18 protein-coding genes and 2 pseudogenes are annotated in these 18240 nt (G+C 71.2%); 9 read left to right on the top strand and 11 right to left on the bottom strand.

The annotated features are described in order from the left end of the window. Positions 1 to 4: 4 nt before the first annotated feature. Positions 5 to 1810, top strand: a complete 1806-nt coding sequence (locus ACIQHQ_RS02665) for a sulfatase-like hydrolase/transferase (RefSeq protein ID WP_402609349.1) — start codon at positions 5 to 7, stop codon at positions 1808 to 1810. Here ACIQHQ_RS02665 and dusB read toward each other — a convergent pair whose 3' ends face one another. Continuing rightward, positions 1811 to 2944 (bottom strand): tRNA dihydrouridine synthase DusB, encoded by a 1134-nt coding sequence (dusB, locus tag ACIQHQ_RS02660; protein WP_402609347.1) that lies wholly within the window; start codon positions 2942 to 2944, stop codon positions 1811 to 1813. Positions 2945 to 3022: 78 nt separating this feature from the next. On the opposite strand from dusB, the gene ACIQHQ_RS02655 reads away from it, so the two are divergent. Together ACIQHQ_RS02655 and ACIQHQ_RS02650 are read left to right on the top strand one after the other, a co-directional pair. After that, the gene (locus tag ACIQHQ_RS02655) at positions 3023 to 4468 is read left to right on the top strand and encodes an MFS transporter (RefSeq protein ID WP_402609345.1); all 1446 of its coding nucleotides are present in this window, start codon (positions 3023 to 3025) and stop codon (positions 4466 to 4468) included. 302 nt (positions 4469 to 4770) lie between these two features. After that, positions 4771 to 4977 (top strand): hypothetical protein, encoded by a 207-nt coding sequence (locus tag ACIQHQ_RS02650; protein WP_402609343.1) that lies wholly within the window; start codon positions 4771 to 4773, stop codon positions 4975 to 4977. Positions 4978 to 5025: 48 nt separating this feature from the next. Here the strand turns inward: ACIQHQ_RS02650 and ACIQHQ_RS02645 are convergent, their stop codons facing one another. The 3 genes and pseudogenes from ACIQHQ_RS02645 to ACIQHQ_RS02635 all read right to left on the bottom strand — a co-directional run bounded on the left by ACIQHQ_RS02645 (position 5026) and on the right by ACIQHQ_RS02635 (position 8227). After that, positions 5026 to 5892: a GNAT family N-acetyltransferase gene (locus ACIQHQ_RS02645; protein WP_402609341.1), complete on the bottom strand. Its 867-nt coding sequence runs from the start codon at positions 5890 to 5892 to the stop codon at positions 5026 to 5028. 134 nt (positions 5893 to 6026) lie between these two features. Then, a pseudogene (locus tag ACIQHQ_RS02640) lies at positions 6027 to 6422 on the bottom strand (TetR/AcrR family transcriptional regulator); the annotation flags it as partial. Positions 6423 to 6844: 422 nt separating this feature from the next. Continuing rightward, on the bottom strand, positions 6845 to 8227 hold the full coding sequence (locus tag ACIQHQ_RS02635; RefSeq protein WP_283971215.1) for a glycine--tRNA ligase: 1383 nt from the start codon (positions 8225 to 8227) through the stop codon (positions 6845 to 6847). 171 nt (positions 8228 to 8398) lie between these two features. Here ACIQHQ_RS02635 and ACIQHQ_RS02630 point away from each other — a divergent pair, with 171 nt between their 5' ends. The 4 genes from ACIQHQ_RS02630 to ACIQHQ_RS02615 are packed head-to-tail and all read left to right on the top strand — an operon-like array spanning position 8399 to position 11520. Beyond that, positions 8399 to 9352 carry a metal ABC transporter substrate-binding protein gene (locus ACIQHQ_RS02630; protein WP_402609338.1) on the top strand — a complete coding sequence of 318 codons (954 nt, stop codon included), beginning with the start codon at positions 8399 to 8401 and terminating at the stop codon, positions 9350 to 9352. Positions 9353 to 9372: 20 nt separating this feature from the next. Further along, positions 9373 to 10140: a metal ABC transporter ATP-binding protein gene (locus tag ACIQHQ_RS02625; protein WP_402610605.1), complete on the top strand. Its 768-nt coding sequence runs from the start codon at positions 9373 to 9375 to the stop codon at positions 10138 to 10140. Then, positions 10140 to 11042: a metal ABC transporter permease gene (locus ACIQHQ_RS02620; protein WP_402609337.1), complete on the top strand. Its 903-nt coding sequence runs from the start codon at positions 10140 to 10142 to the stop codon at positions 11040 to 11042. Before ACIQHQ_RS02625 ends, ACIQHQ_RS02620 begins: the two co-directional genes overlap by 1 nt. Positions 11043 to 11100: 58 nt before the next feature. Then, complete coding sequence (locus ACIQHQ_RS02615) at positions 11101 to 11520, top strand: Fur family transcriptional regulator (protein WP_402609336.1); 420 nt, start codon at positions 11101 to 11103, stop codon at positions 11518 to 11520. A 388-nt stretch (positions 11521 to 11908) separates the two neighbouring features. Here ACIQHQ_RS02615 and ACIQHQ_RS02610 read toward each other — a convergent pair. From ACIQHQ_RS02610 to ACIQHQ_RS02590, 5 genes and pseudogenes are all read right to left on the bottom strand, one after another. Further along, a pseudogene (locus ACIQHQ_RS02610) lies at positions 11909 to 12010 on the bottom strand (mycothiol synthase); the annotation flags it as partial. Positions 12011 to 12149: 139 nt separating this feature from the next. Continuing rightward, complete coding sequence (locus ACIQHQ_RS02605; protein ID WP_402609334.1) at positions 12150 to 12983, bottom strand: isoprenyl transferase; 834 nt, start codon at positions 12981 to 12983, stop codon at positions 12150 to 12152. A 59-nt stretch (positions 12984 to 13042) separates the two neighbouring features. Beyond that, positions 13043 to 13789 (bottom strand): DNA repair protein RecO, encoded by a 747-nt coding sequence (gene recO, locus ACIQHQ_RS02600; RefSeq protein ID WP_390981012.1) that lies wholly within the window; start codon positions 13787 to 13789, stop codon positions 13043 to 13045. 26 nt (positions 13790 to 13815) lie between these two features. After that, the gene (locus ACIQHQ_RS02595; RefSeq protein WP_086599578.1) at positions 13816 to 14031 is read right to left on the bottom strand and encodes a hypothetical protein; all 216 of its coding nucleotides are present in this window, start codon (positions 14029 to 14031) and stop codon (positions 13816 to 13818) included. After that, a complete protein-coding gene (locus tag ACIQHQ_RS02590; protein WP_402609331.1) occupies positions 14028 to 14234 on the bottom strand; it encodes a hypothetical protein in 207 nt (68 codons plus the stop codon). Before ACIQHQ_RS02590 ends, ACIQHQ_RS02595 begins: the two co-directional genes overlap by 4 nt. 248 nt (positions 14235 to 14482) lie before the next feature. Here ACIQHQ_RS02590 and ACIQHQ_RS02585 point away from each other — a divergent pair, with 248 nt between their 5' ends. Beyond that, the gene (locus ACIQHQ_RS02585; RefSeq protein WP_402609329.1) at positions 14483 to 14965 is read left to right on the top strand and encodes a GNAT family N-acetyltransferase; all 483 of its coding nucleotides are present in this window, start codon (positions 14483 to 14485) and stop codon (positions 14963 to 14965) included. Between the two features lie 66 nt (positions 14966 to 15031). Beyond that, complete coding sequence (locus ACIQHQ_RS02580; protein WP_402609326.1) at positions 15032 to 16507, top strand: alpha/beta hydrolase; 1476 nt, start codon at positions 15032 to 15034, stop codon at positions 16505 to 16507. On the opposite strand, the gene ACIQHQ_RS02575 is transcribed toward ACIQHQ_RS02580, so the two are convergent. Both ACIQHQ_RS02575 and ACIQHQ_RS02570 read right to left on the bottom strand, forming a co-directional pair. Beyond that, positions 16495 to 17658: an abortive phage infection protein gene (locus tag ACIQHQ_RS02575; protein ID WP_402609324.1), complete on the bottom strand. Its 1164-nt coding sequence runs from the start codon at positions 17656 to 17658 to the stop codon at positions 16495 to 16497. The two genes, ACIQHQ_RS02580 and ACIQHQ_RS02575, sit on opposite strands and share 13 nt — an antisense overlap. A 96-nt stretch (positions 17659 to 17754) precedes the next feature. Continuing rightward, on the bottom strand, positions 17755 to 18192 hold the full coding sequence (locus tag ACIQHQ_RS02570; RefSeq protein ID WP_402609322.1) for a protein phosphatase: 438 nt from the start codon (positions 18190 to 18192) through the stop codon (positions 17755 to 17757). Positions 18193 to 18240 lie beyond the last annotated feature (48 nt).

Here is an 18240-nt window from a genome sequence, read left to right as displayed (position 1 = left end):
CCGGGTGCCTGTCTTCACGCGCTTCCACCAGTCGTCGCCGGGTGACGGCACGTCCGGGGCCGGGCCCGGGCCGGAGCGCGACGAGGAGGCCGTGACCGCCGCGGAGGAAGTGGAGCGCAGTGACGCCGGCGCCGGGAGCCGCCTCTCCCGTCTGCGGGACTGGCGCACCCGTCACCCCCGGGCGGCCCGCACACTCCGCCTGACCACCACCGCCCTCGCCGCCGTCCTGGTCCTCGGGGCCCTGCTGCTGCCCAACACCCTCCCCGCGCTGGAAGCGGTCAGCTTCGCGCGGATCCCGGCGGAGGCGGTCCTCGGGGCCGTCGTCGTGCTCGCGCTGCCGCGCCGGCCCCGGCTGGCCGCGGCGGTGCTGTACGGGCTCGGCCTCACCGCGCTGACCACGGTGAACCTGCTCGACATGGGGTTCAACGAGTACCTGGGCCGGGGCTTCAACGCCGCGCTCGACTGGGACCTGCTGCCCGACGCCCAGGCGTACGTCAGGGACACGCTGGGCGGGGGCGTCGCGACCGCGGCCGCCGTCGGCGCCGTGGTGCTCGTACTGCTCGTGGCGGCCGTGCTGGTCGCGGCGGCGGTCCGGCTCGCGAACGTGCTGGCCCGCCACCGGGTGCGGGCCACCAAGGGCGCCCTGATCGCCGGCACCGTCTGGGTCACCTGCTCCGCGCTGGGGCTCACGCTGTCCGGCGGCCCGATCGCCTCCGAGCGCGGTGCCGGGGCGCTCAAGGTGCACTCGCAGCGGACGGTGGAGTCGCTGCGGGACGAGGCGGCGTTCGTGAAGCAGTCGAAGGCGGACACCTTCGGCAACACCCCGCCCGGCGAACTGCTGCCGGATCTGCGGGGCAAGGACGTGATCTTCACGTTCATCGAGAGCTACGGCCGCAGCGCGATCGAGGATCCGGTCATGGCACCCGGCGTCGACCGGACCCTCGACACGAGCACCAGGGCCCTGGAGAAGGCCGGATTCGCGGCCCGCAGTGGCTGGCTGACCTCGGCGACGTACGGCGGCAGCAGCTGGCTCGGCCACTCCACGACCATGTCCGGCCTGTGGATCGACAACCAGCGGCGCTACCGCACGGTCAGCGCCGGCGACCACCTCACCCTCACCAAGGCGTTCCAGAAGACCGGCGCCTGGGACACGGTCGGCGTCATGCCGGGCGTGCAGAAGGGCTGGCCGGAGGAGAAGTGGTACGGCCTCGACAAGCTCTACGACGCCTTCGACCTGGGCTACAAGGGGCCGAAGTTCAGCTGGTCGACCATGCCCGACCAGTACGCGCTGGAGGCGTTCCAGCGGCAGGTGCACGGCAAGAAGCGGGACAAGCCGCTGATGTCGTTCGTCATCCTGACCTCCAGCCACCAGCCCTGGGCGCCCCTCCCGAAGATGGTCGGCTGGGACGAGCTCGGCGACGGCTCGGTCTTCGACGCGATCGAGAAGGCCGGCAGCAAGGCGTCGGACGTCATCACCGACACCACCAAGTCCCGCGAGGAGTACGGCAGGTCCATCCAGTACTCGGTCACCAGCCTCACCCAGTGGCTTCAGCGATACGGCACCGACGACACCGTGCTGGTCTTCCTCGGCGACCACCAGCCCATCGCCCGGGTCAGCGGGAACGGCGCCGGCCGGGACGTGCCGGTGTCGATCGTCGCGAAGGACCCGAAGGTCCTGGACAAGGTCGCCGACTGGAACTGGACGGAGGGCCTCAAGCCCGACCGTGACGCGCCCGTGTGGAAGATGAGCGCCTTCCGCGACCGCTTCCTGAAGGCGTTCGGCTCCACACCGCACCCCTCCAGGGGCTGATCAGCCGCCGGAGGTGTCGAGCTCGGCTTCCTCGCCGACCCCGGCGCAGTCGTAGGGGTCCTTCAGCCAGCCGTCCGGCAGCACCACCCGGTTGTTGCCGGACGTACGGCCCCGGGGCCCGTCGGCGCCGGCGGGCCAGGGCTGGTCGAGGTCCAGCTCGTCCAGGCCGGCGCGCAGCTCCTGGAGCGACGAGGTGATCGCGAGGCGCCCCCGCATCTCGGAGCCGACGGCGAAACCCTTCAGGTACCAGGCCACGTGCTTGCGGAAGTCGATCACACCCCGGGACTCGTCCCCGATCCACTCCCCGAGCAGGGTGGCGTGCCGGACCATGACGTCGGCGACCTCGCGCAGGACGGGGCGGGCGATGTCCTCGGTGCGGCCCTCGAAGGCGGCGACCAGGTCGGCGAACAGCCAGGGCCGCCCGAGGCAGCCGCGGCCCACGACCACCCCGTCGCAGCCGGTCTCGCGCACCATCCGCAGGGCGTCCTCGGCCGACCAGATGTCGCCGTTGCCGAGCACCGGGATCTCCGGCACGTGCTCCTTCAGCCGGGCGATGGCCTCCCAGTCGGCGGTGCCGCCGTAGTGCTGGGCGGCGGTGCGGCCGTGCAGGGCGATGGCGGTGACGCCCTCCTCGACGGCGATACGGCCGGCGTCGAGGAAGGTGATGTGGTCGTCGTCGATGCCCTTGCGCATCTTCATCGTCACGGGCAGCTCACCGGCGCCGCTGACGGCCTCTCGCAGGATCGCCCGCAGCAGGTTCCGCTTGTACGGCAGCGCGGAGCCGCCGCCCTTGCGCGTGACCTTCGGCACGGGGCAGCCGAAGTTCAGGTCGATGTGGTCGGCGAGGTCCTCCTCCGCGATCATGCGGACGGCCTTGCCGACGGTCGCGGGGTCCACGCCGTACAGCTGGATGGACCGGGGGCGCTCACTCGCGTCGAAGTGAATGAGCTGCATGGTCTTCTCGTTGCGTTCGACCAGCGCCCTGGTGGTGATCATCTCGCTCACGAACAGGCCCTTGCCGCCGCTGAACTCCCGGCAGAGCGTGCGGAAGGGCGCGTTGGTGATACCGGCCATGGGGGCCAGGACGACGGGCGGCTGGACGGTGTGCGGACCGATCCGGAGGGGCGTGGGCATGCCTCCATTGTGCCGTGCAATGAGATGGCAAAATTCATTAGTTAGCCACACTATCGAAGTCGGCGTACGATGGAGCGCATGCCCGAGCTCAGCCCCCGCCGCCGCATGCTGGTGCTCGCGATCTGCTGCATGAGCCTGCTGATCGTGAGCCTCGACAACACGGTCCTGAACGTGGCCCTGCCGTCCATGCAGGAGGACCTGCACGCGAGCACGTCGGGTCTGCAGTGGACGATCGACGCGTACACGCTGGTCCTGGCCTCGCTGCTGATGCTCGCGGGTTCCACCGCCGACCGGATCGGCCGCAAGCGGGTCTTCATGGCGGGTCTGGTCGTCTTCACCGCCGGCTCGGTCCTGTGCTCCCTCGCGCCGAACCTTCAGGCGCTAATCGTGTTCCGGATGGTGCAGGCGGTGGGCGGCTCGATGCTGAACCCGGTCGCCATGTCGATCATCACCAACACCTTCACCGACCCGCGCGAGCGGGCCCGGGCCATCGGCGCCTGGGGCGCGGTCGTCGGCATCTCCATGGCCGCCGGACCCCTCGTGGGAGGCCTCCTGGTCGACTCCGTCGGCTGGCGCTCCATCTTCTGGATCAACCTGCCGGTGGGCCTGGCGGCCCTGCTGCTCACCCTGCGCTTCGTCCCCGAGTCCCGCGCACCCCGCGCCCGTCGGCCCGATCCGGTGGGGCAGGTGCTGGTGATCACGCTGTTCGGCTCGCTGACGTACGCGATCATCGAGGCGCCGAGCACCGCGTTCACCTCCATCGCGCCGCCGGCCGTCGTCGCCCTGGCGGCGCTGGCGGGACTGCTCCTCTACGAACCGCGCCGCGAGGAACCGCTGATCGACCTGCGCTTCTTCCGTTCGGCGCCGTTCAGCGGGGCGACGGTCATCGCGATCAGCGCCTTCGCCGCACTGGGCGGATTCCTGTTCCTGTCCACGCTGTACCTGCAGAACGTGCGTGGTCTGACCGCCCTGGAGGCGGGGCTGTGGATGCTGCCGATGGCGGTTTTGACGTTTGCGTGCGCGCCGCTGTCGGGCCGCCTGGTGGGCGCGCGCGGCCCGCGCCTGCCCCTGCTGATCGCGGGCTGCGCGATGACGGCGAGCGGCATCCTCTTCGCCGCGTTCGAGGCCGAGACCTCGAACATCACGCTCTTCGCCGGCTACGTCCTCTTCGGCATCGGCTTCGGCTTCGTCAACGCGCCCATCACCAACACGGCGGTCTCCGGCATGCCCCGCGCCCAGGCGGGCGTGGCCGCCGCGGTCGCCTCGACGAGCCGACAGCTGGGCCAGACCCTGGGCGTGGCCGTGCTGGGCTCGGTGCTCGCCTCGGGCGTGGGCTCCTCCCCGTACCGCGAGACGTTCGTGTCCGCGGCCCGGCCCGGCTGGTGGATCCTCGCGGCATGCGGCTTCGCCGTGCTGGCCCTGGGGGCGGTGACGAACGGGCGGTGGGCCCGGGGGACCGCCGAGCGGGCCGCGGCGAGGCTCAAGACCGTGGAGGTACGCCAGGCCGTCGGGGCGGGCGGCTGAGCCCCGCCACGACGCGGGCGTTTCGTTCACCGCGTCTCCCATCCGGGGCGGGAGATCCCCGCGCTACTCGTCCTTGGCCCCGGCGACGGCCATGCGGGACGCCCCGGTCACGACCCTGCTGGTGCGGCTCGGCGGCGTCGTACCGACGGGGCTGCTGAGCCTCCGGCTGCCCCGCACCGTCGTCCGAGGTCTCTCACGGCCTGATAACTCACTTCCGGGGAATCCCCGTTGATGTCGGTCTTGCTGCACACTCCTTGCTGCGAGCAGACCGGAACGCCGGATTTCTCGACGTGGGAGGGGCCATGACGCAGATCGACACGAGCAAGGTCAGCCGGTGGGACCAGCACGGCCGGGAGCACGTGGTGCGGGTGCAGCGCACGGGCGTGCAGCGCACGATCAGTTGCGACACCTGCGGCTGGCGCAGAGGCGCCCAGTTCCTGCCCTGGCTGAAGGCGGAGGAGCACCTGTTGGAGGCCCACCAGGCGACGGTGGACCCGACGGCGGCCTGAACTGCCCGGCGATCACGAGCCGGCGCAACCGGTCTGACGAGGCGGCCACTAGTAGAGGATCGACGGCAGGTACGCCCCGTCGGGCCGGTTGTACAGGCCGGTGGTCATCAGGCTCAGCAGCTGCACGACCTTGAGGCCGTTGGACAGGCACCACCTGAGCAGCACGCTGTCGCCGGCGGGTACGAGGATGCCCGGGCCGCCGAACTGCGGGGCCGCCGCGATCAGGGCCTGGAGGTCCGGGGTGGTCTCGCCCACGGCGTGCGCGAAGAAGGCCAGATCGGTGGCGTACCCGGTGACGCGTCCCGCGCGCTCGACGACCCGGGCGGTGCCCTGTTTGAGCGCGTCGGCGATCTCGCCGCCACGGTCCACGCCGTGGACCTGCCGGCACACGTCGTTGCAGGCGCCGAGGTCCGCGTCCGTGGCCTCCCGCACCTCGTACCCGGGCATCGCACGCCGAATCGGCGGGCCTTGGACGCAGGCCACGGTGGCCCGGTGGACGAAACCCAGGCTCACGTACAGCGAGAACGACCTGTTGTGGTAGCCGCTCTGCAACAGCCGGACGCCCGGCGCCCCGCGCTCGTCCGCCCGCCGCATCACGTCCCGCATCAGGCGGCGGCCCACGCCCGCGTTCTGCACGGTGGGGTCCACGGTGACGGGCCCGACCCCGACGACGGCCGAGCGTTCGTCGAGGAAGTTGCTGCCCACGATCCGCCCGTCGCGTTCGGCGACGACACTGTAGAAGCCCGGGTGCGTGAGGGCTCCCTCGATCAGCGCGACACTCACCTCGGGGCTCGGGACGTCGGGTGGGAACCCGTGCTCCCGGGCGATGCCGGAGAAGGCCTCGTAGCAGATCCTTCCGCAGTCTGCGGCATCGTCCGCAGTGCCTGGACGCAGTATGAGATCCACGACCGCCATCCCCTTCTCGGCGCCCCCGCAGCGACCCACCCCTCACTTTCCATCCTGTGCCCCTCCCGGCCGGGACGCACCCGATAGGTAGGGCGGACCGGGACACCCTTCAGGGGTCGTTGCGGTATGAGCGCAAGGACCCCTCAGGGCCGCAGCCCCCGCACCAGCAGGTTCAGGACCGACTCGCAGTCCGCTTCGATCCCGGGCTGTTTCCACTCCCGGGCACAGGACGGATCGTGGAAGCGGCCCGTGGCCTGGAAGACCGCGCGGGCCGAGGCCTCCGGGTCGGTGGCGGCGAAGTCGCCGCTTTCCACGCCGGCCTGGATGACGCGGGTGAGCTGGGATTCCAGGTCGGTGATGTGCTCGCCCACCGCCGAGCCGTTCTCGTCGGTGAGGACCATGTAGGTGGCGAACGGCTCCGGGTCCTCGCCCGCCTTGCGGCGCTTCGCGGCGAACAGCGCGGCGAGCCAGTCCCGCAGCCGGGCCTCCGGGACGCGGTCCGCGGCGGCGATCCCGGACAGCTCGCCGGACGCGCGGTCACCCGCGGTGGCGTCGATTCACCAGAGCCCTGGAGCGTTCCCCGTACGTCGCGGTCGCCGGCGAGCGCGACGACGAGCCGTCCAGCGAGGCGAACCGGGTCCTGCCGGACACGGGACTTCGGACCGTGACGAGTCACCCGTCCCTCCGGAACGCCATGGGCACCACGGGCACCACGGCACGGGCAACTCCGAGGGCAAGAACTCGATGACCCGATGCCGCCGCTCCCATGGGAGCAGGTGCGGCGCGCTCGAACGGCGCGGTGTCCGGGCGCCGTCCTCGTTCGCGTACTTCGGCACCGTCACGTCGAAGGGGGACCCTCGCCTCGGACCACGCGGCGGTCTACGCCGACCTGGACCGTGAAACGCGGCGGTGCCGGGCCCCTCCGAGGAGGAACCCGGCACCATCACGCCAAGCAGGCCGCTCAGCAGCCGATCAGGCGGGCCGCCAGGTAGCCCTCGATCTGGTCGAGGGAGACGCGCTCCTGCTTCATCGTGTCGCGCTCACGGACGGTGACCGCGTTGTCCTCGAGCGTGTCGAAGTCGACGGTCACGCAGAACGGCGTACCGATCTCGTCCTGGCGACGGTAGCGGCGGCCGATGGCGCCGGCGTCGTCGAACTCGATGTTCCAGTTCTGCCGGAGCGCCTGGGCGAGGCCCTTGGCCTTCGGGGACAGCTCCGGGTTGCGGGACAGCGGCAGCACCGCGACCTTCACCGGGGCGAGGCGCTGGTCGAGGCGCAGCACGGTGCGCTTCTCCATCTTGCCCTTGGCGTTGGGCGCCTCGTCCTCGACGTAGGCGTCCAGGAGGAACGCCAGCATGGCGCGGCCGACACCGGCCGCGGGCTCGATGACGTACGGGGTCCAGCGCTCGCCGGCCTCCTGGTCGAAGTAGGTGAGGTCCTGGCCCGAGGCCTTGGAGTGGGCGCCGAGGTCGTAGTCGGTGCGGTTGGCCACACCCTCCAACTCGCCCCACTCACTGCCGCCGAACTGGAAGCGGTACTCGATGTCGGCGGTGCGCTTGGAGTAGTGGGAGAGCTTCTCCTTCGGGTGCTCGTACCACCGCATGTTCTCCTCGCGCAGGCCGAGACCGGTGTACCAGTTCCAGCGCTGCTCCATCCAGTACTCCTGCCACTTCTCGTCCTCGCCCGGCTTGACGAAGAACTCCATCTCCATCTGCTCGAACTCGCGGGTGCGGAAGATGAAGTTGCCGGGCGTGATCTCGTTGCGGAAGGACTTGCCCATCTGGGCGATGCCGAACGGCGGCTTGCGGCGCGAAGTGGTCTGCACCTGCGAGAAGTTGGTGAAGATGCCCTGCGCGGTCTCGGGCCGCAGGTAGGCGACAGAGCCGGAGTCCTGGGTGGGGCCGAGGTGGGTGGACAGCAGGCCCGAGAACTGCTTGGGCTCGGTGAACTGGCCCTTGTTGCCGCAGTTGGGGCAGTTGACGTCGGCCAGGCCGTTCTCCGGCAGGCGCTTGTGCTTGGCCTCGTAGGCCTCCTCCAGGTGGTCCGCGCGGAACCGCTTGTGGCAGGAGGTGCACTCGGTCAGCGGGTCCGTGAAGGTGGCGACGTGGCCCGAGGCCACCCAGACCTCGGGGGCGAGGATCACGGACGAGTCGATGCCCACGACGTCCTCGCGCGACGTCACCATGTAGCGCCACCACTGGCGCTTGAGGTTCTCCTTGAGCTCGACACCGAGGGGGCCGTAGTCCCAAGCGGCGCGCTGGCCGCCGTAGATCTCACTACAGGGGAATACGAAGCCACGGCGCTTGCTCAGGCTGACGATGGTGTCGATCTTGTCGGCGGCCACGGTGCTCTCTTCATTACGACGACGGGCGACGAAGCGAGATGCTTCCAGCGAATGTCTCAGGTTACCGGCGGGGGCGCCCCCTCAATCAAATCGCTCCCCCTCCGGCGCCCTCAAGGTCCCGGTCAGGGCTTTTGTTGACAACGGTTTCCATATTTGTTGAAAATGAGTGTCATGAACGTACGACGACGCCTCATACCCGCCGCCACGGCCACCGCTCTCGGTCTCGGCGGCCTGACCGCCTGCTCCAGCGACAGCGCGGCCTCGGGCAACACGGACAAGTTCGACGTCGTCGCGTCGTTCTACCCCATGGCGTTCCTCGCCGAGCAGATCGGCGGCGACCACGCGAACGTCACCAGCCTGACCGCGCCCGGCCAGGAGCCGCACGACCTGGAGATCAGCACCAAGCAGCGCGCGCAGCTGGAGGAGGCCGACGCGGCGCTCTACCTCAAGGGTCTCCAGCCCGCCGTCGACGAGGCCGTCGGCCAGACCGGCATCAAGACCAAGATCGACGCGGCCGGCCTGACCCACCTCGAGGATCACGGCACCGGCGGCCACACCCACGAGGGCGAGGGCGAGAAGGGCCACTCCGAGGAGGAGGAGCACGGCCGCGACCCGCACGTCTGGCTCGACCCGGTGAAGTACGCCGAGATCGCCCAGGGCGTCGGCAAGGCCTTCGAGAAGGCCGACCCGGACCACGCGGCCGACTACAAGAAGAACACCGAGGCGCTGGTCACGAAGCTGAAGGGCCTCGACAGCGACTTCGAAAGCGGCCTGAGGAACACGAAGACGAAGGTCTTCTTCACCAACCACGCCGCCTTCGGCTACCTCGCCGAGCGCTACGGCCTCACCCAGGAGGCCATCTCCGGCATCGACCCCGAGAGCGAGCCCAGCGGCGCCCGCGTCCGGGAGCTCCAGCAGGAGGCCAAGGCCGACGGCGTCACCACCGTCTTCTACGAGACACTGGTCTCCGACAAGACCGCGAAGACCCTCGCCCGCGACGCGAACCTGAAGACGGACGTCCTCGACCCGATCGAGGGCATCACCGACAAGTCCCGCGGCGACGACTACTTCCAGGTCATGGAAGCCAATCTCAAGGCCCTGCGCACGGCCCTGGGAGCCAAGTGACCGACCCATCGGAGGACGGCATGACCGAGCCCGTCGTATCCCTGCGCGGCGTCCGCGCCGACCTGGGCTCACGTCCCGTGCTGCGCGGCATCGACCTCACCGTGCGGCACGGCGAGGTCGTCGCGCTGCTCGGCGCGAACGGCTCGGGCAAGTCCACGGCCGTGCGCAGCATCATCGGCCAGGTGCAGACCGGTGCCGGGGAGATCCGGCTGTTCGGCACGGACCGCGAGCGGTTCCGCGACTGGCACCGCGTGGGCTACGTGCCGCAGCGCACCACGGCCGCCGGCGGTGTGCCCGCCACGGTGACCGAGGTGGTCTCCTCCGGCCGCCTGTCCCGGGCCCGCTTCGGTGTCCTGCGCAAGGCCGACCACACGGCCGTACGGCGCGCCCTGGATCTCGTCGGCATGGCCGACCGGGCCAAGGACTCCGTCGACGCGCTGTCCGGCGGCCAGCACCAGCGCGTCCTGATCGCCCGCGCGCTCGCCTCCGAACCCGAGCTGCTGATCATGGACGAGCCGATGGCCGGCGTCGACCTGGCCAGCCAGGAAGTCCTCGCCCACACCCTCACCGAGCAGGTCTCCCGGGGGACGACGGTGCTGCTCGTGCTGCACGAACTGGGCCCGCTGGAGCCCCTCATCGACCGGGCGGTCGTCCTGCGCGACGGGTGTGTCGTCCACGACGGCCCGCCCCCCAAGGCCGTCGGACAGCACGCCCTGCCCGGCCACGACCACGTGCACCCGCACGCACCGGCGGGCGCCGAACCGATCCGCACGGGACTGCTGAGCTGATGGACTTCCTCGACTACGCCTTCATGCAGCGGGCCCTGCTCGCCGCCGTCCTGGTCGGCATCACGGCCCCCGCGGTGGGGATCTACCTGGTCCAGCGCCGCCAGGCTTTGATGGGCGACGGCATCGGCCACGTGGCGATGACCGGCGTCGGCCTCGGCTTCCTGCTGACCTGGTCGCCGGTGTGGATGGCGACGCTCGTCTCCGTCCTCGGCGCGGTCCTCATGGAGCTGATCCGCTGGTACGGCAAGACCCGCGGCGACATCGCCCTCGCCATGCTCTTCTACGGCGGCATGGCCGGCGGTGTGATGTTCATCAACCTCGCGCCGACGGGCTCCAACGCCAACCTGACGTCGTACCTGTTCGGCTCCCTGTCGACGGTGTCCGAGTCGGACGTCACGGCGATCTGCGTACTGGCCGCCTTCGTCGTGCTGGTCACCCTGGGCCTGCGGCGGCAGTTGTTCGCGGTCAGCCAGGACGAGGAGTTCGCCCGGGTGACGGGCCTGCCGGTGCGGGTCCTGAACCTGCTGACGGCGATCACCGCGGCCGTCACGGTGACGGTGGCGATGCGGGTGGTCGGCCTGCTGCTGGTCAGCGCGCTGATGGTGGTGCCGGTCGCCGCCGCCCAGCAGATCGCCCGCAGCTTCGCCGCCACCTTCGCGATCGCCGTCGCCATCGGCGTGAGCGTGACGATCGGCGGCACCCTGACCTCGTACTACCAGGACGTGCCGCCCGGCGCGACGATCGTGCTGCTGACCATCGGCGCGTTCATCGTGCTGACGGCGCTCGCGACCCCGCTGGCCCGCCGCCGCGCCCGTGCGGCATCGGCCGCGAACACCCCGGCCGACCCGGCCGAGTGCGCGATTCCGGGCAGCCGGGAGGCGGCCGACGAAGTCGGCGTCTGACCGCTCCCGCCCCGGGCTGGCACAATGGCCCGGGCAAGGCAGACGTGAGGAGGCAACGGTGACGACCGCTGGACCGTCCGTGAAGGGCCGCGCCACCAAGCAGCGGGCCGCTGTGGCGGCGGCCCTGCAGGAGGTCGACGAGTTCCGCAGCGCGCAGGAACTGCACGACATGCTCAAGCACAAGGGCGACTCGGTCGGGCTCACCACGGTCTACCGCACCCTGCAGTCCCTCGCCGACGCCGGTGAGGTCGACGTCCTGCGCACCGCGGACGGCGAGTCCGTCTACCGTCGTTGCTCCACCGACGACCATCACCACCACCTGGTGTGCCGCGGCTGCGGCAAGGCCGTCGAGGTCGAGGGCCCGGCCGTGGAGAAGTGGGCCGAGGCCATCGCCGCCGAGCACGGCTTTGTGAACGTGGCCCACACGGTGGAGATCTTCGGCACGTGCGCCGACTGCGCGAGGGCCTCCGGCGGTTGAGCGTGTCCCCGCCGTGGGGGTGAGGTGTCGTCGTCGGCTGCGGGTGCGTTGTGACCGGTCGCGCGGTTCCTCGCGCCCCTGAGGTGGGGCGCGGCAGCCTCGTTTCAGGTGGGCGGCACGAGGCCCCGGGTGCTCAGCCCGCGGCGGACGAGCAGAGACGGCCGTGGAGGCCGGGATCACAGCGCCGCCGGCGCGCAGGACGCGGCCGTAGGCGCGTTCCGGCCCGGCCCCGGGGGTGAGCGAGGTGATGGCCGCCCACGGCCGCCCGTCCGATGACGCCGAGGGTGACCAGGGCGGTGAGGACGACACCGGCAAGCCTCACCGCGTGTGGTGGCAGGACGAGGACGCCTGGGGCGCGCAGCCATCGGTGGCCGGATACCTGCACCGGCTTGCGGTCGTCGAGGTCGCGCTGGGTGAGGGAGCCCTGCTCGGGGTGGTGGGCGAAGGCGGCGGCGTTCACCGCGAGCCAGGCCGCGTCGGCGCGGGCGGGCGGGACGACCTGCTGGGGGCCCACGCTGGCGAAGGTCCAGCCGGGCCGAGCCCGAGCGCGCACACCAGGTGACCACGGCCCCCAGGACACCGCCGCTGTGGCCCGGCTGCCACGCGAGGGGCTGCCGGGCCTCGGTGTGCTACGGCTGTTCGCCCTCCATGGCCAGCAGTTCCTCGTTCGGGATGGCCCCGCCGAAGCGCCGGTCCCGCGAGGCGAACTCCAGGCAGGCCCGCCACAGGTCACGCCGGTCGAAGTCCGGCCACAGCACGTCCTGGAAGACCATCTCGGCGTAGGCGCTCTGCCAGATCAGGTAGTTGGAGGTGCGCTGCTCGCCGCTGGGGCGCAGGAACAGGTCCACGTCCGGCATGTCGGGGTAGTACATGTACTTCGCGAAAGTCTTCTCGCTGACCTTCGACGGGTCGAGCTTTCCGCTCTTCACGTCCTCCGCCATCGCCTTGGCGGCATCGGCGATCTCGGCGCGGCCCCCGTAGTTCATGCAGAAGTACAGGGTCAGCCGGTCGTTGTCCTTGGTCTGCTCCTGGGCGATCTGGAGCTCCTTGGCGACCGAGCGCCACAGCTTGGGCATACGGCCCACCCAGCGCACCCGGATGCCCAGCTCGTCGAGCTGGTCGCGGGTCTTGCGGATGAAGTCCCGGTTGAAGTTCATCAGGAAGCGCACCTCGTCCGGCGACCGCTTCCAGTTCTCGGTGGAGAAGGCGTACAGGGAGACGGCGCCCACGCCCATCTCGATGGCCCCCTGGAGCACGTCCAGCACGCGCTCGGCGCCGACCTTGTGCCCCTCGGTGCGCGGCAGGCCCCGTTCCTTGGCCCAGCGGCCGTTGCCGTCCATGACGATGGCCACATGGCGCGGTACGAGTTCCCCGGGGAATTTCGGGGGCCGCGCGCCGGAGGGGTGCGGCTCCGGCGTCCTGTACTCCCGGCGCTGGCGCCCCAGGATCCCGCGTACGGCCATGTGTTTCTCGTCTCCTCGTGCTCGCTTGCTTCTCTGGTGCTCTGTGTCGGCTGCTCGCGCTACTTCTCGACGTAGCGCAGGGAGCGCAGCCCGCGCTCCATGTGCCAGTGCAGATAAGCGGACACCAGCCCGCTGCCTTCCCGGACGTGGCGCGCCTCGCACGCGTCCGCGGTCTCCCAGTCTCCCGTAAGCAGGGCACCGAGGAGTTCCAGGGCCTGGGGCGAGGGTACGACGCTGCCGGGCACTCGGCAGTCCACACAGACGGAACCGCCCGACGCGACCGAGAAGAACCGGTTGGGCCCGGGCATCCCGCACTTCGCGCAGTCGGTGAAGCTCGGGGCGTATCCGTTGACGGCGAGGGAGCGGAGCAGGAACGCGTCGAGCACGAGATGCGGCGCGTGCTCCCCCCGGGCCAGGGTCCGCAGTGCGCCGACCAGAAGCAGGTACTGCTGCACCGCCGGCTCGCCCTCGTGGTCGGTGAACCGCTCGGCGGTCTCCAGCATGACGGTCCCGGCCGTGTACCGGGCGTAGTCGCTCACGATCGCACCGCCGTAGGGCGCGATGGTCTCGCTCTGGGTGCACAGCGGCAGGCCGCGCCCGACCAGCTCGCTTCCCTTGGCGAAGAACTGCACGTCGACGTGGGAGAACGGCTCGAGACGCGCCCCGAATTTCGACTTCGTCCGGCGCACGCCCCGGGCCACCGCGCGTACCCGTCCGTGACCGCGCGTGAGCAGCGTGATGATCCGGTCCGCCTCACCCAGCTTCTGGGTGCGCAGCACGATGCCGTCGTCGCGGAACAGACTCATGGAGCCATTCTGGCAGGGTCGTCACGTCAAGGGACCTCGCCCCTGCTGCGGGCGTTGGCGTACGCGGTCGCCGCGCGCAGCCGCTCGGCCGGGGTGGCGTGCCGGACGGCACCGGGGTCGGCGTCCCACTCCTTGCCGCCGCCGTACGGCCGCAACTGGACGTAGGGCCCCTCATGCCCCATCACGATGCCGATGCGACCGCTGCGGGTGTCCACGACGTACGCGCCGACCGGAGGCTTCATCGCGGCACCGCCACGAGCCGTCCGGCGGTGCGCGCGGAGTCCCGGCCCGATTCGACGAGCGGGCAGGGCGCTTCCCGCACAAGACTCACCGGGTCGAGCCCCGATGAGGGCAGGATCCTTCCGGCCTTGGCGAGTTCTGCCCGCAATTCTTTCACCGCATCCTCCGCTTCTTCGACGCAGAGCGCCGAGTGTCGTGCCTCCACCGTGCTCCCCTTTCTTTCACGGTTTCACTCTTCGCATCTCCTCGGTCACGCTCCGCGTCTACACTCGGGAAGGGTCTGTGTCGTACAACTGCCGCGCGGCACTGAGGGGTTCGGCACGCAGTGCGGCAAACCGGCGTTTTCGGTGAGCGGTTCGCCCCATGGCGGATGCCGACAAGAGGTGGTCTGGGACCCGTTGAGACAATCCAGCCGTGAAAGCATCAGAGGGGCATTCGGAACCGGAATGGGGCATGCGCCCCGCGCGGCCGGCGGATGTCGAGGCGATCGCGGAACTTCGGGCCGTGGTGATGCGGCCGGACCTGGAGCGGCTGGGCCGCTACGACGAAGACCGGGTCGGGCAGCGCCTGCGGGACGGCTTCGCCGCGCGGCACACGTCGGTCATCACGACCGCCGGTTCCTTCGCGGGCAGTGTCTTCCTGCGCCCGTCCGGGACCGGCCACTGGCTGGAGCACTTCCACCTCACTCCGGCGCTCCAGGGCCGGGGCATCGGTTCGGCGGTCCTGCGTACCCTGCTGGACGGGACGGACTCCACCGGCGGCCTCGTCCGCCTGAACGTCCTCCGGGGCAGCCCGGCGCGCCGCCTCTACGAACGCCACGGCTTCAGGGTGGACACCCAGGACGCGATCGACGTCTTCATGGTGCGGCCGCCGGCGGGCCGGCCCAGGGGAACGGACGGACCTCCGCGCCGGACGCCGTCTCCCGGCCGGGGGTAATCCCCCGCACACATAAGGCAGTTACCCGGATGTGGTCCGCCGTCGGGTTCGGCCAGGCTGCTGGGCATGAAGCAGATCTCGAAATGCGCGGTACTGGTCGCCGCCCTCGGAGTGGTCCTCGGGTTCGCCGGACCCGGTGGGGCGTCCGCGGCCGGCGGGGAGCGGGTCGAGTGGGGCGCGTGCGAGGGCTCCGGGCTCGACCCCCGACAGCAGTGCGCCACCATCGGTGTGCCCATGGACTACTCCGACCCGGACAGCCCCCAGATCCGGATCGCCGTCTCCCGGATCCCCGGTGAGAAGCCGTCCGCCCGGCGAGGCGCGCTGTTACTCATCCCGGGCGGGCCCGGTGGGGACAGTCTCGCCGATCCCTCCGGCAAGGGGCAGAAGCTTCCGCAGAAGGTACGGGACGCCTATGACCTCATCGGGTTCGCGCCGCGCGGGATGGCGCCCTCCACCGCCGTCGACTGCGAGCTGGATCCCGCCGACATCGGAGCGACGAAGCTCCTGCCCTGGCCGGGCCCGGACGGTTCCGTCGCCGAGAACATGGCCACCGCCCGGCGTACGTCAGCGGCCTGCGTACGCAACGGCGGTGAGCTGATCCGGCACATCAGCACCGCCAACGAGGCCCGCGACCTGGACCGTGTCCGGGCCGCGCTCGGCGAGGAGAAGATCTCCGCGTGGGGCGTCTCGTACGGCACCTACGTCGGCGCCGTCTACAGCCAGTTGTTCCCGCACCGCACCGACCGCATCGTGCTGGACAGCAACGACGACCCCGACCACACCCGCGTGACCCGCAACTGGCTCGCCGCCTTCGAGGTCGGGGTCGAGGACAACTTCCCCGAGTTCGCCACGTGGGCCTCCCGGCCGGGCAACCCGCACCGGGTGGCCCGCACGCCCGCCGAGGTGCGCTCCGGCTTCCTGCGTCTCGCCGCCCGGCTGGACCGCGAGCCTCTGCCCTGGCCCGGCGCCAACCCGCCGCGGCTGGACGGCAACGCGCTGCGCCAGACCATGCTGTCCAGCCTCTACGACCCCGACGACTACCCGACCCTGGCCGAGACCATCCGGGCCGCCCGCAAGGGCACCGTGCCGCCGGTGCCCGAGGCCCCGCCGGAGTCGGTCCTGCAGAACGTCACCGCGGTCGGCGTCGGCACGATCTGCAACGACGTCGACTGGCCCGACTCGGCCGCCGCGTACCAGAAGGACGTCGACGCGAGCCGCGCCGCGTACCCGCTGACCGCGGGCATGCCGCGCGGGCCGATGGTGTGTGCGGCCTGGCCGTACGAGCCGAGGGAGCCGGCCGTGCGGGTCACCGACCGCGGGCCGTCCAACATCCTCCTCGTGCAGAACGAGCGGGATGTCGCCACCCCGCTCGCGGGGGCCCGGAAGCTGCGGCAGGCCCTCGGTGACCGGGCCGTCATGGTCACCGTGAACTCCACCGGTCATGACGCCTACCTCGCCAACGGCAACGCCTGCGGCGACCGGACCGTCTCCCGTTTCCTGGCCACCGGCACGCGGCCCTCCTCCGACCTCTACTGCGGCTGAGGAGTGCGGTGGCCCGCCGCCCCGTACCGGCGGGCCACCGCGCGAAACGCCTCCTTCGGCTCCCAGTGCCAGCCGGAGGCGGGGTCGGCCGGACGGTCCTTGACGACCTTGGTGATGGCGTACGCCGCCAGGTCGAGGTCCAGGCGCGGCTCGTCCGGGCGGTGCGGGGCGTCCGGGCTGACGAATTCGAAGGCCATCGCCGCGTACAGGCCCATCGACTCGAAGATGTCCAGCAACTCGCCCACGTAGTCGGCCTGGACGCGCTCGCTGCGGACCGGGTTCCCCTTGATCTCCGGCGGTTCCTTGTCGTAGTCGACGATGTCCCAGCCCATGCCGCCGGTCTCGGGCGCACCGACGTAGGCGCAGGTGCCGAACTCGGTGATGGCGAGCGGCTTGCCCCACTTCAGATACTGCCTCAGCTCACGGACGTGGTCGGACCGCTTGTCGAAGTGCGCGTAGTAGTCGATGCCGACGATGTCGAAGAGGTTCCAGTCCGGGTTGTCGATGGACTGGGCCGCGGCATAGGCGAGGTCGCCCCGGAAGACGGAGCGGCCGACCTTCGCGGCCCTGGCGGTGAACTCCGCGAGACGCCGCTGTGCGCGTGGCCAGTCGACCGTGCCGTTCCGGAGGTTCTCGATGCGCTCCAGCACCGTCTCGCCCGGCAGAATGCCGGGCACGAACAGCCAGAACTCGCAGCCGACACTGAAGTCGACGCTCGCGCCGTGGCGCCGCAGCCGCTCGGCGAACCGCCCGGTCTCGGCGATGTGCTCCAGGATGTCCCGCTGCGGGGCGTCCCCCAGGGTCGGCTGCAGCCAGACGTGCAGTTCCCGCTCGGCGGCCTCGGCGGCGGTCTTCGTGAGGCGTTCGACGCCGTCGCCCGTGACGTCGACGGTGTCGGCGTGCAACCGGTCCCTGATGGCCCGGATGTCGTGCCGCATCCGCCGGGCGCTCCACGCTGTCCCCGGTGTCTCCCCCGCTCCGACCGTGTAGACGACGCCCCTCCGGCGCAGTCCGCGGCTGTGCCGGGCTTGCGCCGACCGGGCCTGACCGGCCGGCCCCGCCGCCCCGGCGATCCCCACCGCCGCCGCCCCGGCCAGGAAACGCGCCCGGCTGATCCCCTTCGTCCGCCTGCTCCCCTTGGTCTCATCCATGCCGTCCACAGTGCCGGGCGGGGCACCGGGTCCGCTGTCGTCCGTCGGTCTACGGGGAGCAGACCAAGGGATGAGGTGCCGGGCCGAAGGAGAGGCTCAGTCCTCGCCGAACCGGCGCACGTAACGCCGCTGCCAGGGCGTCTCCACGGCATGCCGGTCGTAGTGCCGGCGGACGTACCCCACCGCCTCCTCCGCCGGCACCCCGTCCAGCACCGCCAGGCAGGCCAGGGCCGTGCCCGTACGGCCGCGCCCTCCGCCGCAGGCGATCTCCACCCGCTCTGCCGCGGCCCGTTCCCATACGCCGGCCAGCGTCGTGCGGGCGGCCGTCCGGTCCGCCGGGAGGCGGAAGTCGGGCCAGCGGATCCAGCCCGACTCCCAGGGGACCGCGGGCGGTCGCCGGCCGAGCAGGTAGACGCCGTAGGAGGGAAGGGGCGCGGCGGGGTCCGGAGGGCGGCGCAGACCCCGGCCGCGGATCAAGCGGCCCGAGGGCAGTCGCAGGATGCCGGTGTCACTCTCGCTCCACAGCTCGCTCACTCCCTCATCATGCTCCACGTCCGCTCGCCGGGTGGCGGGATCACCCCC

This window comes from Streptomyces sp. NPDC092370 (assembly GCF_044755265.1).
Lineage (GTDB): Bacteria > Actinomycetota > Actinomycetes > Streptomycetales > Streptomycetaceae > Streptomyces.
Note: the sequence above shows the minus strand (reverse complement) of the source record. Positions and strands in the feature narration are given on the sequence as shown.

Bases quoted from the DNA above. Each gene is read 5' to 3' on its own strand.
- ACIQHQ_RS02645 (WP_402609341.1), bottom strand. From the start codon at position 5,892: ATGGCGGTCGTGGATCTCATACTGCGTCCAGGCACTGCGGACGATGCC.
- ACIQHQ_RS02595 (WP_086599578.1), bottom strand. From the start codon at position 14,031: ATGAAGCCTCCGGTCGGCGCGTACGTCGTGGACACCCGCAGCGGTCGC.
- ACIQHQ_RS02625 (WP_402610605.1), top strand. From the start codon at position 9,373: ATGACCGAGCCCGTCGTATCCCTGCGCGGCGTCCGCGCCGACCTGGGC.
- ACIQHQ_RS02655 (WP_402609345.1), top strand. From the start codon at position 3,023: ATGCCCGAGCTCAGCCCCCGCCGCCGCATGCTGGTGCTCGCGATCTGC.
- recO (WP_390981012.1), bottom strand. From the start codon at position 13,789: ATGAGTCTGTTCCGCGACGACGGCATCGTGCTGCGCACCCAGAAGCTG.
- ACIQHQ_RS02650 (WP_402609343.1), top strand. From the start codon at position 4,771: ATGACGCAGATCGACACGAGCAAGGTCAGCCGGTGGGACCAGCACGGC.
- ACIQHQ_RS02620 (WP_402609337.1), top strand. From the start codon at position 10,140: ATGGACTTCCTCGACTACGCCTTCATGCAGCGGGCCCTGCTCGCCGCC.
- ACIQHQ_RS02605 (WP_402609334.1), bottom strand. From the start codon at position 12,983: ATGGCCGTACGCGGGATCCTGGGGCGCCAGCGCCGGGAGTACAGGACG.
- ACIQHQ_RS02630 (WP_402609338.1), top strand. From the start codon at position 8,399: ATGAACGTACGACGACGCCTCATACCCGCCGCCACGGCCACCGCTCTC.
- ACIQHQ_RS02580 (WP_402609326.1), top strand. From the start codon at position 15,032: ATGAAGCAGATCTCGAAATGCGCGGTACTGGTCGCCGCCCTCGGAGTG.
- ACIQHQ_RS02575 (WP_402609324.1), bottom strand. From the start codon at position 17,658: ATGGATGAGACCAAGGGGAGCAGGCGGACGAAGGGGATCAGCCGGGCG.
- dusB (WP_402609347.1), bottom strand. From the start codon at position 2,944: ATGCCCACGCCCCTCCGGATCGGTCCGCACACCGTCCAGCCGCCCGTC.
- ACIQHQ_RS02585 (WP_402609329.1), top strand. From the start codon at position 14,483: ATGCGCCCCGCGCGGCCGGCGGATGTCGAGGCGATCGCGGAACTTCGG.